Annotated in this window: 10 protein-coding genes and 3 tRNA genes; 10 read left to right on the forward strand and 3 right to left on the reverse strand. The window is 33.2% G+C overall.

Going from position 1 to position 15,803, the window contains the following annotated elements:
• Positions 1-2 precede the first annotated feature (2 nt).
• Both FHP04_RS03915 and FHP04_RS03920 read right to left on the reverse strand, forming a co-directional pair.
• Positions 3-950, reverse strand: a complete 948-nt coding sequence (locus tag FHP04_RS03915) for an MlaD family protein (protein ID WP_139854683.1) — start codon at positions 948-950, stop codon at positions 3-5.
• 54 nt (positions 951-1,004) lie between these two features.
• On the reverse strand, positions 1,005-2,135 hold the full coding sequence (locus tag FHP04_RS03920) for an N-acetylmuramoyl-L-alanine amidase family protein (protein WP_139854684.1): 1,131 nt from the start codon (positions 2,133-2,135) through the stop codon (positions 1,005-1,007).
• A gap of 206 nt (positions 2,136-2,341) precedes the next feature.
• On the opposite strand from FHP04_RS03920, the gene FHP04_RS03925 reads away from it, so the two are divergent.
• Complete coding sequence (locus FHP04_RS03925; RefSeq protein ID WP_139854685.1) at positions 2,342-5,104, forward strand: putative LPS assembly protein LptD; 2,763 nt, start codon at positions 2,342-2,344, stop codon at positions 5,102-5,104.
• Positions 5,105-5,200: 96 nt separating this feature from the next.
• Positions 5,201-5,581: a RidA family protein gene (locus FHP04_RS03930; protein ID WP_139854686.1), complete on the forward strand. Its 381-nt coding sequence runs from the start codon at positions 5,201-5,203 to the stop codon at positions 5,579-5,581.
• Positions 5,582-5,644: 63 nt separating this feature from the next.
• On the opposite strand, the gene FHP04_RS03935 is transcribed toward FHP04_RS03930, so the two are convergent.
• Positions 5,645-10,030: a translocation/assembly module TamB domain-containing protein gene (locus FHP04_RS03935; protein WP_246051388.1), complete on the reverse strand. Its 4,386-nt coding sequence runs from the start codon at positions 10,028-10,030 to the stop codon at positions 5,645-5,647.
• Between the two features lie 105 nt (positions 10,031-10,135).
• Between FHP04_RS03935 and tsaD the strand changes: the two genes are divergently transcribed.
• The 8 genes from tsaD (at position 10,136) to FHP04_RS03975 (ending at position 15,791) form a co-directional block, all read left to right on the forward strand.
• Positions 10,136-11,158, forward strand: a complete 1,023-nt coding sequence (gene tsaD, locus FHP04_RS03940) for a tRNA (adenosine(37)-N6)-threonylcarbamoyltransferase complex transferase subunit TsaD (protein WP_139854688.1) — start codon at positions 10,136-10,138, stop codon at positions 11,156-11,158.
• 69 nt (positions 11,159-11,227) lie between these two features.
• On the forward strand, positions 11,228-11,944 hold the full coding sequence (locus FHP04_RS03945) for a 16S rRNA (uracil(1498)-N(3))-methyltransferase (RefSeq protein WP_139854689.1): 717 nt from the start codon (positions 11,228-11,230) through the stop codon (positions 11,942-11,944).
• Between the two features lie 297 nt (positions 11,945-12,241).
• Entirely contained in the window at positions 12,242-12,886 is a 645-nt protein-coding gene (locus FHP04_RS03950) for a DUF4159 domain-containing protein (RefSeq protein ID WP_139854690.1), read from the forward strand.
• Between the two features lie 124 nt (positions 12,887-13,010).
• A complete protein-coding gene (locus tag FHP04_RS03955) occupies positions 13,011-14,108 on the forward strand; it encodes an AI-2E family transporter (RefSeq protein WP_246051389.1) in 1,098 nt (365 codons plus the stop codon).
• Positions 14,109-15,275, forward strand: a complete 1,167-nt coding sequence (locus tag FHP04_RS03960) for a THUMP-like domain-containing protein (RefSeq protein ID WP_139854691.1) — start codon at positions 14,109-14,111, stop codon at positions 15,273-15,275.
• A gap of 153 nt (positions 15,276-15,428) precedes the next feature.
• Positions 15,429-15,512: transfer RNA gene (locus FHP04_RS03965), tRNA-Ser, on the forward strand.
• A gap of 84 nt (positions 15,513-15,596) precedes the next feature.
• Positions 15,597-15,671, forward strand: a tRNA-Pro gene (locus FHP04_RS03970).
• A gap of 46 nt (positions 15,672-15,717) precedes the next feature.
• Positions 15,718-15,791, forward strand: a tRNA-Arg gene (locus FHP04_RS03975).
• Positions 15,792-15,803: the final 12 nt, after the last annotated feature.

Consider the following 15,803-nt stretch of genomic DNA (forward strand, 5'->3'; position numbering starts at 1 on the left):
GATTATTTGTCTGGGTTGTCTGGTTGCTCGTATTCTTTATTTTTTCTTCCGAAAATAGAAATGTGAACGTATCGTTTAGGATTTAATTTTACATCTTGAAGAAGTTGCTCAAGCTGTCTTGAAGCACCTTCTAAATTCTCGTATAACTTATCGTCATTTAATAATTTTCCTACAGATCCTTCTCCATTGTCAATTCCAGCAACAATTTTATCCATTCTATCAACCATATCTTGCAAATCTCTCACTAACTTACCTGTTTCTAATTGAGATAGTGAGTCTGTTAGTTGCGAAAGGTTATTTGCAGTTCTATCAAGATTGGTGAAAGTATTATCTAATTTCCCTGTATTGTTTCCAAGGACTCTATTTAATTTTTCTGAAACACCTGCAAAAGAGTTTAGGGTCGTATTAAGATTTACAATTGCTTCTTGTAGATTATTACGTGTGTTCTCATCAACAATTGCATTTACATTTAACAATAGTGTATCTACAGTGGCTAGTGTATTGTTAACTTTTCTTTCTAAAGGGCCTAAGGCTTTGGTAACAGCGGTAAGCATTCCATCTTCCACGTCACCTTTTAATGTGTCACCACTTTTTGCTACATACTCATCATACTTTGGAAAAATACCTAGGTTTTTACCTCCTATTAATCCAGAGCTGTAAATTCTAACAATACTATTTTTTGAAAAGTCGAAGTCTTTTTCAACTGTAAATTTCACTACTAAGCCACCTTTGGAGTTAGCGAAAGTAATATTTTGAACTTTACCTACTGTAAGACCATTAATGGTGACAGGAGCGGATTGTGCAAGACCTTCAACATTGTCGTATTTCACATAGAATTCACGATGTTTTTCAAGTAAGTTGGTGCCTTTTAAAAAGCTATATCCAAATATCAATAGCAATATGGCGCCTATGGCAAGAATTCCGGTTTTTACTTCTTTGGATAGTTTCAAGTGTGATGTTTTTTGTTAGCAACAAATTTAAGCGATAAATATAAAGAAAGCACACTAATTTGCTTTGGATTTTAACACTTCTGAAACATTAAGCTTTTTGCCCTTTTTAAAAGCTACGATATATGCAGAGGGAAATCCTTTTTGTTGAGCAAAGGTTTTCATTACTTGAATCTTGTTGTAGTCTGAAGTATTTCCGTAATAAAATTTAAATAATCCACCTTCTTTATCGCGTTCAACATCTTTTAAACCTTTGAAATTATTAGGTCTTGGATCTAATTTTTTGCTAGTAGCCGCCAATTGTACTTTAAAGGTTATTCCTTCAAAAATGTCTTCTTTAGTAGTTTCTATGGCTTTTTCTACTTCTAACTCCTTTACCTCGGGATGTTTTATTTTATCATCGGAAATCGAAAGACTGTTGATATAACTTTTAATGGCATTACCAATTTCTCTGGCCATTTCAGTTTGACCCTTAGTTGAATTTAAATATGCTCCTTCAACCTTATTAGTTAAAAATCCAGTTTCAATAAGCACACTAGGCATATAAGTATTGTGTAGCACCCAGAACCCAGCCTGCTTTACACTTCTATCTTTGCGCTTTAGATTGTTAATGATATTATTTTGCACCAAACTGGCTAATAGAATACTTTGATCAAGATACTCCTCTTGCATTAAAACCATTCCTATAAGTGATTCAGGTGCATTAGGGTCGAACCCACCATACTTCTCTTCATAGTTTTCCTCAAGATAAATTACTTCATTTTCTTTTTTAGCAACCTCAAAGTTTGCTTGACTCTTATGTAAGCCTAAAACGAAAGTTTCTGCTCCGTATGCATCAGAATGGTGTGCATTACAATGTACCGAAACAAAAAGATCGGCATCCGCTCGATTAGCAATTGCAGCACGTTCACGTAATTCAACAAAAACATCTGTTTTACGAGTGTAAATTACTCGTACATTAGGGAGTTTTTCCAATTCAGAACCTACCTTTAAAACTATATTCAGGGAAATATCAGATTCTTTATACCCACTACCCGGTTTTCCTTTGTTACCGTGGTCGTGACCTCCGTGACCAGCATCCAATACTACTACAAAAGGTTTGATAGGGTTTTCTGCAGCAGAAGCTGTAAAATTGAAAAATGAAATGCTTATTATTAATACGAAAGAAGAAATTAGTTTCGTTATCATATTTTTATAAAGATTGTTATTGTTAATTACGTCTAAAACGGTTTGTTTTACGATAGATTTTCAAATTTTTCACATTAAAATTTATCGTTTACATTATAACGATAATATTATGAATCATTATATTAAACCCTATTAATTTTTGGTTGTAAGTTCTTTTTCCTAAAATTTTCATTTAAAAAAACCTACCCCAAAAAATATGTTTATTTTTGACCGTTTCAAATTCTGAGCCAAAATTACAAAATAATAGCATCAGCGCATTGCAGACCAATAGTCAATACTTAACAATTTTCTTAACATTTCTGCTTTTTAGCAGTTCTATTTTGCATGCACAAGACATACCGTCTAATAAAAGTGCTAAACTTCCTAATTCTAATATTCAAGATACGCTCTCAGTAAACTTAAAACCTATAGTTGAAGAGATAAATGAACAAGCTCAGGATACCGTTAAAACTGATACTATAAAACCGCCCAAAGAGACCTTGACAGATATAGTTGATTATTTCGGGGAAGATTATGTATTTCTAAATAGAAAAGAGAATAAAATCTATATGTATAACAACGCTTATATCAAATATGAAGATATGCGTATAGATGCTGGTTTAATTATCCTAGATTACAATAAAAATGAAGTTTATGCCAAAGGAATTGATAGCGCTGGCGTTTACAGTCAGCGACCTGTATTTGTTCAAGGCGCGAATAAAGTAGAACCTGATAGCATTAGATATAATTTTAATTCTGAAAAAGCTCTAGTTTATAATAGCCGCACAGAACAAAGTGGATTTAGAGTAATCGCAGAAGTGACTAAGAAAGTAAACGATTCAGTAGTTTACCTTCGAAATGTAAAGTTTACTACATCAAAAAACATCGAGGATCCCGAATATTACTTTTATACTCGAAAGGCTAAGTTTGTGCCTAAGAAAAAGATTGTAACAGGATTAACCAATATGTACATTGCCGATGTACCTACTCCTGTTGGTCTTCCATTTGCCTATTTTCCGTTATCTGAAGATCGTACTTCAGGATTTATACTTCCTGCTTTTGGAGAAAACAACAGTCGTGGATTCTTCTTACAAAATGGAGGGTATTATTTTGCAATCAACGATTATTTAGATTTCACAATTACTGGTGATTATTATACTAACGGAAGTTATGCCTTGCGTGGAGAGTCTTCGTATGTTGTTAAATATAAGTACCGAGGTAATTTAAGTGCGCGTTACGAAAATCTGGTTCAAGAAGAACGCGGCTTTCCAAATTTTCAACAAAGCAGTATATACAACATTCGATGGACACATACTCAGGATCCTAAAAGCAATCCTAGTTCGAGATTTTCAGCTTCCGTAAACTTAGGAAGTAGTAAATATTTTACTCAGTCTATCAACCAGACTAACAATGCGAGTGCGTTAGTAAACACATTAAGCTCTTCTATTTCGTATGCAAAAACATTTGAGGGAGATCCACAAGTAAACGTGACATTGGCAGCTACACACTCTCAAAACACCAATACCAATCAGATTTCAATGTCGTTGCCTAATTTGAACGCAAGTGTTTCTAGAATTTATCCTTTTGCTCCTAAAAACGGAACTAAAAAAGGAATTATTCAGAATATAAATTTTCAATACGACCTGACTGCCGAAAATAGAATTCAAACCGTAGATTCACTTTTCTTTAAACCTGAAATGTTTAATAGTGCACAGATTGGAGCGCAACACAGCATCCCTATTACTACTAACTTTAAAATTTTTAAATATTTAAGTGCATCTGCTGGTACAAATTTCCGTGAAACTTGGGTTATGAAGAGTACTCGACAACGCTATGATCAAAATGCGTTTGATGGTCGTGGAGGAATTGTAAAAGACACTGTTTCTGGCTTTGAAAGCTATAGAACTTACAACTTCTCGACAAGTTTAGGTACTACCTTATACGGACTTTTCAATTTTGGAAACAACAAGAAAATTCAAGCTGTTCGACACGTTGTTCGTCCATCTTTAAGTTACAATATAAATCCTGCTTTCGACAGGTATTACGATGAGTTTATTATACCTGAAACAGCAGAAGAAGCTGCAGGACAAATTCATCAGTATTCACGATTTGAAAACACGTTATACGGTCCTCCTAGCAAAGTGTATTCTAGCAGTATAGGAATGTCTTTAAGCAATACTTTTGAAGCTAAAGTACGTAACCGCGACACTACTTCTATTGAGCCTAAAAAAGTGATATTACTAAATAACCTGAATTTTTCAACAGCTTACAACTTAGCAGGAGATTCACTTCAATGGAGTCCAGTGCAGTTTTCCGGAAACATTCCAATTATTCCAAAGTTAGATTTAAACTTCAGCGGAACCTTAGATCCATATGCTTTAGACAATAATAACAATAAAATAGATGTCTTTAATATTGACAATGGCGGAAGCTTATTTAGGCTTACCAATGCTAATATCAGTATTAATTATTCGTTTTCTAGTAGAGATTTTCAGTCGAAAACTAGAGATACAGACAAAATCGAAAATGAAACCTTTAGGAATGGTGGGCGTCCTGATGATCTTTTTGGGGATGCGGCAAATATCTATGATGGAAGAATATACGACAATGATGATGATGACACCGATAAAACAAATGTAGATTGGTATAACTATAAGATACCTTGGGATATGCGTTTTGCTTATACAATTACTTACGGAAATGCACGTAGACAAAATGAAATTTCGAGCCAGTCGTTTATGATGAGTACCAATTTAGAACTCGCCCCGCGTTGGACAGTTGGAGTCTCTTCTGGTTACGATTTTAAAAATAAAGGTGTAACCTTAACCCAGTTCCGATTCCAACGTGATTTGGAAAGTTGGCAAATGAGTTTTAATTGGACACCAATTGGAAGTATCAACACTGCTTGGTATTTCTTTATAGGAATTAAATCGTCAATGCTTAGCGATATTAAATACGACAAGCGTAGAGAAAGCGATAAGCGATTATAGCCTCATATTTGGGTTTTAAAGCTGATACAATTATAAATTAATTATATACCAGCGGCTTTTTGTGATATAAAGCTTAAGTCGCCTTAAATTTTAGTTATGAAAAAAATAATAAACACTTCAAATGCACCTGCCCCTATCGGCCCATATAATCAAGCCGTTCTTAGTGGAAGTATGCTTTATACTTCGGGACAGATAGCAATTAACCCTAAAACAGGAGAGTTAGAGACAGATGATATAAAGTCTGAAACTAAACTAGTAATGGAAAATTTGAAAGCTATTCTAACTGAAGCAGGAATGACTTTTGAAAATGTTATTAAGTCTTCAATTTTTATAAGTGATATGCACAACTTTGCAGCTATAAACGAGGTTTATGGTACTTATTTCAATGAGGAAACAGCACCAGCTCGCGAAACAGTAGAGGTAGCGAACTTACCTAAATTCGTAAATGTTGAAATTTCTGTGATTGCTTGCAAATAAGCAGTGATAGAAGTTAAATCAATTTAATAATATTAGAGTAGCTAATTTTAATAATTGGTTACTCTAATCTTCCTGCTCAACCTTTGTAGCTTGAGGTTTTATAGTTTCAGAGTTATTATTTTCCTCTTCGTCATCTTCTTTTTTAACCTCAGACTCTAATTGCATTTTCTTATTGAATAGCTTCTGATAAAGTTCTCTAAAGGTATTGAAATCTACTGAATAAGAGATACCTGTACCCTGCTCGAATATTTGATCTTCACCAATAAATTGAAGATCTGCTTGACGGTTAAAGAATTTCATTCTCAAACTTCCATCTTCATTTATCAACCATTGAACTTCAATATCTCCTGCCACAGCACTTTCATTAGCTCCCCCTACTGGTACTCCTACTTTTCCGTTAATTAAAACGCGTTCGCTAATTTCTGTAGAAAGTGTAAGGCCAATACGGTCGGCTGTTTCTTGATCTGGAGTTCTTGTTCCCACAGAATAATCTAAACCTACACGAAATTTGCCGTCCTCATCTGCAAATAGGTCATTTACTAATCCAGAAACTCTATCTGCAACTGTCCCGGCAAAAGCATTAGTGCCTGCATAATTATCACTTACAAATGATCCCGAAGCGAGTAAAAATAATGCCTGTTGTTGTTTCTGCTCCTCATTTTGAAGTTTGTATTGCAACTCACTTTTAAGCGTAGAACTTACTCTTGGGAAATCGATGTTAAACTTAAGTTCAGGATGTGCTAGTTGACCTAATAAATCAACATAAACTTCTACAGGAATTTTAGTGTTTATAGCTGGGTTATCAAGCAATACAGATGGATTTGCTTCTGTTTTATATACAGCGCTCAAATTCAAGTTTGCTTTTTCGGGAGCTCCATTCCAAGTAATATTACCACCGGGAACAACACTAATGTTTCTTTGTATAATTCCACCGTACCTAAAATCATATTCTCCTTTATATACTTGGAAATCTCCATACATCTGGAATTTCCCATTTGTATTTATTTCAATAAGTAGAATTCCTGCACCTCGACCTTTTAAAGTAGAATTGTTCACTTTATCAACAACAACTTCAACTTCTGCATTGTTGTTAATATCGAGATCGAAATTTAAAGAAAGCCCTTTAATAGATTCGGTAACGACTGTTTCACCTTCAATTCTGGCTTGTTTTTCTTTAGGTGATAGGAAATACACAAAGGAGTCGTCACTTATAGATTCTGTTTCACTAATAGGTATTTTAAAAGTGGTTCCTTTTTCAGTAGTAGCTGCAACATCAATAACCAATTCGTCTATAGGTCCTGTAATATCTGCTCTACCTCGTATAAATGCAGTACCATAGTAAAGAGCGTCTTCATCTGGTGGTGTATCTAATACTAACAACCTATCTGGTGCTTCAAAATGTAAATCTAATTCCCAATCTCCAAAATTATTGTGTTTTGCATTACCATACATTATACCTTCTGTTCCATATTTTGTGTCTTTAAATTTAGAACGGGACATTTCTAATTTTCCTTTTGTGACTAATATTTCAGCATCGTCTTCTATGTTGAAATCAGTATTTAGTTCAGGAACTTTTAAGCCACTTTTTTCTAAAATAAAGCGACCATTAATATCTGGAGATTTGTAGTTTCCTGAAACTTTTGCACTACCTGTAATAAAACCTCTAATATCGGTTAGTACATCCCCTCCAAATGGGCTAAACGCCTGCATATTAAACTGATTTAAATCCACATCCATTCGAATTTGTGGATACTTAGTTGCAACGTCAATTTCACCTATAGCGCTAATAGATTTTATGTTATCATTTGTTAGCGAAGTGTTTATGTTGTATTTGGTTAAATCTTTATTTCCGTCAATATTCAGATTTAAATCTCCAAAAGGAATTTCATTTACGATTACATTATCTATAGTTACTGAACTATTAGGGTAATAAGCACCATCTTTTTGAAGGAAATCAAAACGTCCATTCATATTTCCTTGAAGTCGTAAACTGTCAATTTCTGGTGTGATATTACCTATATTTACATCATTGAAACGAACTTTAATGTCTTTATAGGTCGAATCTCGTAGTACACCCGCTAATTGGATCACCTCATTATTATGGTTTAATACTAAGGAGTCAATTCGCATTTCATTAAAGTTATCATCAAATACAACTTTGTTTAATCTATTGTTGTTTTCGTTGATATACCAAACGTTGTTTTTATAGGTAATGTCAGATTTTTTAACTCCTATAACCGATTTTCCTGCAGGATTAATTGTGTGATATAATGACAGGTTAAAATGGTCTTCTTTCTTTGGTCCTCCTTTAAATTCTGAACGAACATACATAGTGTCGTTCATTGTTTTATTAATTACATTGAATGGCTTAATATTATAAAAACCTGTATAAATAGAATCAGATTCTATATACGTGTTATATAGAGGGTTATCGTTATCTATTTGAATGTTTAGTTTACTTATGTAATTATTGAATAATATAAGTTCGGGAGAACGAAAATCGAGTTTAAATTTTGATTCGTCTGAGTAAACTGAACCTTTCATGCGGGTATTATCACCCAATTTTAACTGAGGAACAAAAATGTCTACAATCTTATTGTGGACTACAAATTCATAGTCAATGTACTGATTGGTAGTAACCTCTTGCGGTATGTAATTAGCGTATATACTTGCGATACCATTTTGAAAAAGATTAGGAATATCTGCTATTAAAAATTCCCCTGATATTTCTCCGTTTAATATATCTGGTGAATTAATTTCAATAGTTCTAACAGGACTATTAAAGGTTGATGCAATAGTAAAATCATCGAAATAAAAATAGTCACGTTCATTTTGGTAAAATGTTTGACTGAAATTAATAGTACCCACAACATCATCTATCGTTCTACCATCCATATCTACAACTACATTACCAGTAAATACAGAAATACTATCTCGCTTAATTAAGTTAAGTTTATTTAATTCTGCATATTCTATATTAGCCTCAAAGTCAAGATGGTTTGTTTCTTTTGATGCGTCTATCAATCCTTTAAAGTCTAATTTAAGGTTTGGGTCGTCTATGGTTAATTCGCCATTAAATAGTGGATTTTTAAAATTTCCAGAAACATCAATATTCTGATAGTTATAATTTTCAAAAGAAAATGATGATATTTTACCTGATATCTCGGTGTTTACAGTTTTTTCATTAAACCCTCGCCCATCAAAATTTAGGTTTCCTGTCATTTTTCCTAAGGAAGAAGTTTTTGCAATCTTACCTAGGTTAAACCCTTTAAAAACAACATTTCCTTTGTAATAAGCATTTTCTATATAAGTGATATTTCCAATTTTTAAATTAAGCTTAGCACTACCAATAGCACTTTGTAGATTACTAATAGTATTGAGTTCATCCCCAACTATTGAAGTATTTCCAACTAAAATAAAATTACCTGCAGGCTTTAACTCAACAGGAATTACATTTCCTAATACATTTGGCATAAACCGTCTTAAATCATAATAGTTTGTTGAAATATTATGATTATCAGCTATTATCACGTAATTCCCTTCCGGATCTAAAATATTTTTAAACTTATAATCTCCGCGTATATCAGTGTCGCTTGTTTGAAATTTAAGGTTATCCGCACTGAAATCGTTTAAGGTTCCGGTTAAATCCACGTCAAGCAGAATCAACTGATCAGGGCCAAATTCATTATAGAAACCATTTAGGTCATTGGTAGATAATTTTGAATCTTTAAGATTGGCAGTAATTACAACATCATTTACAAAGTCTGCCATTCCGTTTTTAGAGTAATCCAAATCGACATCACCAATTAAAAGTGATTCTGAAGTTTCTAACGTGAGGTTTTTTAAGGTGATATTAGTTTCAGTATATGAAAAATCTGCTTGCATATCCAAAATTGTAATCCCCCTTTCAGCAACTAGTGAAAGCTCTTTGATGTTTGCTGTAACATCAACATCGTGGATATTAAAATTATTAGCGAGAAGATTTACGCCATTAAGAACAAATACTTCAGGGTTTTCGAGGTTTTCGTCGGTGATTTTTATTCTACTGTTTTTCAACCTTACATCATTACTAAATAGCTCAAAAGGTGATTTCGGTTCTTTTCCTGTATTAAATTTTTTTGAAAAAATAGATAGGTTATCATTATCCTCTCCTTTGTATGTTTTAACATATAGCTTTGCACGGTCTAATACAATATCACCAAAACCAAGTCTTCCCTTAATTAAGTTACTGAAACTAATAACATTGGTTTGAAGCTCCTTGCTGTAAATTAATGTATCTTTATGATGATCAGCTATATATACATCTCTAATATCAACTTCTCCTTTCCAGTTAAGTCCGAGTCGATTAATAGTAATATCTGTACCGTAAGTTTCGTTTAGTGAAGTAGTAACTTTTTTAGCAGCATAAGTTTGAACCGAAGGAATTGAAAAAATAATAATAACAAGCACAATTAGTAATGCAATGATTACAAAGGCACGAACTATTATTTTCCTAAGTTTTTTGATACGCTTTTAAAGTTTTAATTTTACAACCAATAAATATACCCTTTTGCTTTGACAGAAAAAGAATGTTACATCTTAGGAATCGAATCCTCTTGTGATGATACTGCTGCTGCGGTAATCAACAACGGAAAAATACTCAGTAATGTTGTTGCTACACAAGCTATTCACGAACAATACGGTGGTGTTGTTCCTGAACTTGCTTCGCGTGCACATCAGCAAAATATTGTTCCCGTAGTTCACGAAGCTTTACGCAAAGCAAATATCGACAAAAATCAGTTATCTGCCATTGCTTTTACACGTGGACCAGGACTTATGGGGTCATTACTTGTAGGTACCTCATTTTCAAAATCTTTGGCATTAGGATTAGGTGTTCCTTTGATAGATGTCAACCATATGCAAGCACATATATTGGCTCATTTTATTAAAGCTGAAGGACAATCAGCACCAAATTTCCCTTTTTTAGCAATGACTATTAGTGGTGGACATACCCAAATAGTAAAAGTTACCAATTATTTTGAAATGGAAGTTATTGGCCAAACTATAGATGACGCTGTTGGTGAAGCTTTCGATAAAAGTGCCAAAATACTTGGACTACCCTATCCTGGTGGTCCTTTAGTAGACAAGTATGCACAGGCTGGAAACCCTAAAGCCTTTAAGTTTCCAAAGCCAAAAGTTGGTTTAATGGACTTTAGCTTTAGTGGACTAAAAACATCGGTACTTTATTTTGTAGAAAAGGAAGTTGCTAAAAACCCTGATTTTATTTCTGAAAACATAGAAGATATCTGTGCTAGTTTACAATTTACTATAGTTGATTATTTAATGGATAAACTTAAGAACGCTGTTAAGAAGACGGGGATTAAGGAAATTGCAATTGGTGGGGGTGTTTCTGCAAATAGCGGGATTAGAACTGCTTTAAAAGAAGCCGAATCTAAATACGGTTGGAAAACGCACATTCCAAAATTTGAATTCTGTACTGATAATGCTGCTATGATTGCTATAGTTGGAGAATTAAAATACAAAAATCAAAATTTTGCTGAAAACAATGTGATAGCTTCAGCACGAATGAAATTTTAAAATTATCTCCAAAACGATATTGTTTTAAGTTTTCAGTAAAAAGTATAAGCAGAATTAAATATCTTTTAAATGCAATTATTCTACAATCCAACCATCTCTAGTTCTGATAAAGAAATATCTTTCGATAAAGAGGAAAGTCGTCATATAGTAAAGGTTTTACGCATGAAAGAAGGTGATATTTTTAAAATAACCAATGGAAAAGGTGTTTTCTTTGATGCTGAAATTATTAACGCAAATCCCAAAGGTTGTACAGTTAACATACTTTCTACAGAAAAGCAAGCGCAACTCCCGTACCAACTTCATTTAATTGTAGCACCTACCAAGCTTAACGACCGTTACGAATGGTTTTTAGAAAAGGCTACTGAAATTGGAGTAACTGAAATTACCCCAGTTATTTGTCATCATAGTGAACGTAAAGTTATTAAACCAGAACGCTATGAGAAAATATTACAAAGTGCAATGAAGCAATCTTTGAAAGCCTATTTACCTACTTTGAATGAAGCTATTTCGTTTAAGGATTTTATAGATTCTCAAACCACTTCAGATGAATTAAAGTGTATAGCACATTGTGAAGATGATCCCACAAGTAAGAAATCATTAAAATCTGTATTAGTACCCAATAAAAATACTTCTATTTTAATTGGTCCCGAAGGTGATTTTTCTCCTGAGGAAATAGAAATGGCCAAAAATGCAGGATATATTCCCGTTGCATTAGGCGAAAGCAGACTACGAACAGAAACTGCGGCTATAGTAGCTTGTCATAGTGTAGCGTTTATAAATGAATAAAAAAACCTAACAGATTTACAGTCTAATAAATTCTTATTTTTTACTTTAATAAATAGTCGCAGAACCGCCAATTATAAAGTAAAAAGCGCTTTATAAAACTGAGGGAGTAAACCTGTTAGGTAAAAGTTAGACTTGTTTTAAAATACTGGGAATTAGAATATTAAATATAATTATACATAAAGTACTTTCTTTTTATTTTTATTGTTTTGTCAATTTTTGTAACTATAACTTACATTATAATGCAACATAATTTAATTACGTGATGGTATTGTTTACTTATTTGTATTTTTGACGGCTATGCGACTAATAGTTTTATCATTTTTACTCTTCATTTGCACAACGACTATTCAAGCTCAAGAAATTGCAGTCTTGCAATATGGAGGTGGTGGCGATTGGTATGCAAATCCTACATCATTACCTAATTTGATTAAGTTTTGCAATGAAAATATCAATACAACCATTAACGAAAAGCCTAAAACCGTAACTCCAGCTAGTATTGATATTTTTGATTATCCTTTCGTGCATATTACAGGCCATGGTAATATCTTCTTCTCTGCAGAGGAAGCTGAGAATTTAAGAAATTACTTGTTAAGTGGTGGTTTTTTGCACATAGACGATAATTATGGAATGGATACTTATTTGCGAAAAGAGATTGTTAAGTTATTTCCTAACAAAGAATTAAAAGAGTTACCTACTAACCATCCATTATTTAATTACCATTTTAAATTCCCAAATGGAATGCCTAAAATTCACGAACACGATGGTTTAAGACCTCAAGCATTCGGATTATTTGAAAGAGACAGACTTTTACTACTCTACACCTATGAAACAGATTTAGGGAATGGTTGGGAAAATCCTGAAGTGCATAATGATCCTCAAGAAATAAGATTGAAAGCACTGCAAATGGGTGCAAACATTATTAAATACGTTTTTGAAAATTGATATATCGTACCTAATAATAGCCTTCTATCTATATAATAATCCCACAATCAATCTATCAATTATCATCTTAAATACTTAACAAACATTTAATTTTTCACAATTTGTTTTATAGTATATTTACCGTGTGAAAGTCACCGCAAGAGCAATTACACTAGGTATTTTAAGAGCACTAGCCGTATTGGTTGGGATCTGTATTTTGTTTTGGATTTTACACAAAATTCAGGCGCTTATCCTATATATCGGGTTAGCAATTGTGCTTTCACTAATTGGCCGACCCGTTGTAATTTTCTTAAAAGACAAACTAAAATTCACCAATACATTAGCTTCAATAACTACTTTATTACTGATTATTGGAGCATTCAGCCTTGTACTAAGTATTTTTATCCCTATTATAATTGAGCAAGGAAAGCATATTTCACAAATAAATTTTGATGAAGTTAAACGCGATTTAAACGAACTTAATATTCAGGCAAGTGATTATTTAGGCGTAGATCATTTTCAATTAGTGGAAGCTGTTAAAAGGACATCGTATGCAAAAAATATGGATGTAGAAATTATACCAAGCTTCGTAGATATACTCTTTGGAAATATTGGTTCCACTGTAATAGGATTATTTTCAGTATTATTTATTCTATTTTTTCTACTTAAGGACGAGGGATTGATTGCACGATCTGTATTGTCTTTCGCAAAAAATAAGAATGAAGCAAGATTTAAGAGGATATTGATTAAAATTAAAGAATTATTATCAAGGTATTTTATTGGAATTGTATTTCAAATTTTAATCCTCGCATTATTCTACTCTGTACTTTTATTATACATAGATATAAACGACGCTATTGCTGTTGCTCTAATTTGTGCTTTTTTAAACATTATTCCGTATTTAGGTCCTTTAATTGGTTGGGGGTTGATGTTACTTGTGGTAGTTTCCAATAATTTAGCAGCAGATTTTTCGTCAGAATTATTACCACAATTAATCATTATTACGGTTGGATATTCCATTGCGCAAATATTTGACAATTTTATATCACAACCTGTAATTTTCGGTCATAGCGTACGATCGCATCCTTTAGAAATTTTTATTTCTATAATTATGGCTGGGTTTATTTTTGGTATACCGGGAATGATACTTGCAGTACCTACTTACACTGCAATAAAAGTTATAGCGAAAGAATTTCTTTCTGAGTATAAAGTTGTAAAACGCCTAACAAGAAATCTATACTAATTGTTTAATAAGTCAATTTTAAATACCGAAGTTCAAGATTTCATAAGAAATTTTGAAGGGGAGATTTCTAAACTTGCTTTCAGCGGAAGTCCATTTGAAACTGTTAGTATTCAAGAGTTGCTTCAGCAAATTGAAAGTCGAAGTAGAATAGAAAAGAAATTACCTACTTGGTTTTCTACCCGAGATATATTATACCCTCCAAAATTGAATTTGGAGCAAACGTCATCTGAAATTACTTCAGAATATAAAGCTTCTTTAGTGAAAGGAGAATTAATCGCGGACATTACGGGAGGGTTTGGTGTGGATAGTTATTATTTTTCTGAAAAGTTTCCTGAGGTTCATCACTTTGAGTTAAATGAATCTCTTTCAGAAATAGTGCGTCATAATTTTCAAGTTTTAGGTAGAAATATAAAGTGCTTCAACGAAGATGGATTAAAAACAGTATTAAATAAGAAGTACCCGGTGATTTATGCCGATCCTTCACGTCGTCACGATAGTAAAGGAAAAGTTTTCTTTTTAAAAGATTGCCAGCCTAACATTCCAAACAATATTGATGAAATTTTAAGCAACTGTGAAGTGTTTCTTCTAAAGACCTCCCCGATGCTTGATATTACAGTTGGATTAAACGAATTAAAAGACGTTTCAGAAATACATATAGTTGCAGTTGAAAATGAAGTAAAAGAGCTTTTATGGCTTCTAAAAGAAGGAAAAGATTCTGTGTTAAAAATTAAAACTATAAATTTCACAAAAACCGAGCTTGAAGAATTTAGTTTTAATTGGAATGAAACTGCCAAAGCAGATTACAGTTTGCCACAGGAATATTTATATGAACCTAATACAGCAATTTTAAAAAGTGGTGCATTTGATTTGATTTCAGAAAAGCTCAATTTAAATAAAATTGAAGTCAACACCCATTTATATACCAATGATCATTTAATTGATTTTCCTGGAAGAAGGTTTAAAATTGAAAAGGTAGTTCCTTATAATAAAAAGAAAATTAAATCGGCTTTAGCGTTCAAGAAAGCAAATATCACCACAAGAAACTTCCCGGAATCAGTTGCAACACTTCGTAAGAAATGGAAGCTCTCTGATGGAGGTAATATTTACCTATTTTTCACAACCAATTTGGAAGGTAAAAGAGTAATGATTGTATGCTCTAAGGTGTAGGACAAGATTTTTTAATTTTTTTTCATTGGCATCTGCTTGATTTCAAATCAATTAAAAATTATCTAAAAAAAAAAGCTCATTTTTGTTTGTGGGAATTAATAAGAAGGCATATATTTGCACTCGCATTTCAGGATGCAAGTTCATAAAAAAATTGGAGAGGTGCCGGAGTGGTAACGGAGCAGATTGCTAATCTGTCGACGGGTAACCGTCGCCAGGGTTCGAGTCCCTGTCTCTCCGCATTGACTCGAAAAACTAAAGTTCTTTGTTTATACTGATATTAGTTTTTAAAGTTAGAAATGTTAAAGTTCGCGAGAACTTTTTCGGGGTGTAGCGTAGCCCGGTTATCGCGCCTGCTTTGGGAGCAGGAGGTCGCAGGTTCGAATCCTGCCACCCCGACAAAAAGCCGGACAAGTAATATTGTTCGGCTTTTTTATTTTTTATTGGTCGCGTAGCTCAGCTGGATAGAGCATCTGCCTTCTAAGCAGACGGTCCCAGGTTCGAATCCTGGCGCGATCACACTCAATCCCC

Origin of the sequence: Aequorivita sinensis (assembly GCF_006346335.1) — a bacterium.
GTDB classification, from domain to species: Bacteria; Bacteroidota; Bacteroidia; order Flavobacteriales; family Flavobacteriaceae; genus Aequorivita; species Aequorivita sinensis.

Coding starts and splice junctions, on each gene's coding strand:
- FHP04_RS03920 (WP_139854684.1), bottom strand. CDS start 2,135: ATGATAACGAAACTAATTTCTTCTTTCGTATTAATAATAAGCATTTCA.
- FHP04_RS03930 (WP_139854686.1), top strand. CDS start 5,201: ATGAAAAAAATAATAAACACTTCAAATGCACCTGCCCCTATCGGCCCA.
- FHP04_RS03945 (WP_139854689.1), top strand. CDS start 11,228: ATGCAATTATTCTACAATCCAACCATCTCTAGTTCTGATAAAGAAATA.
- FHP04_RS03950 (WP_139854690.1), top strand. CDS start 12,242: ATGCGACTAATAGTTTTATCATTTTTACTCTTCATTTGCACAACGACT.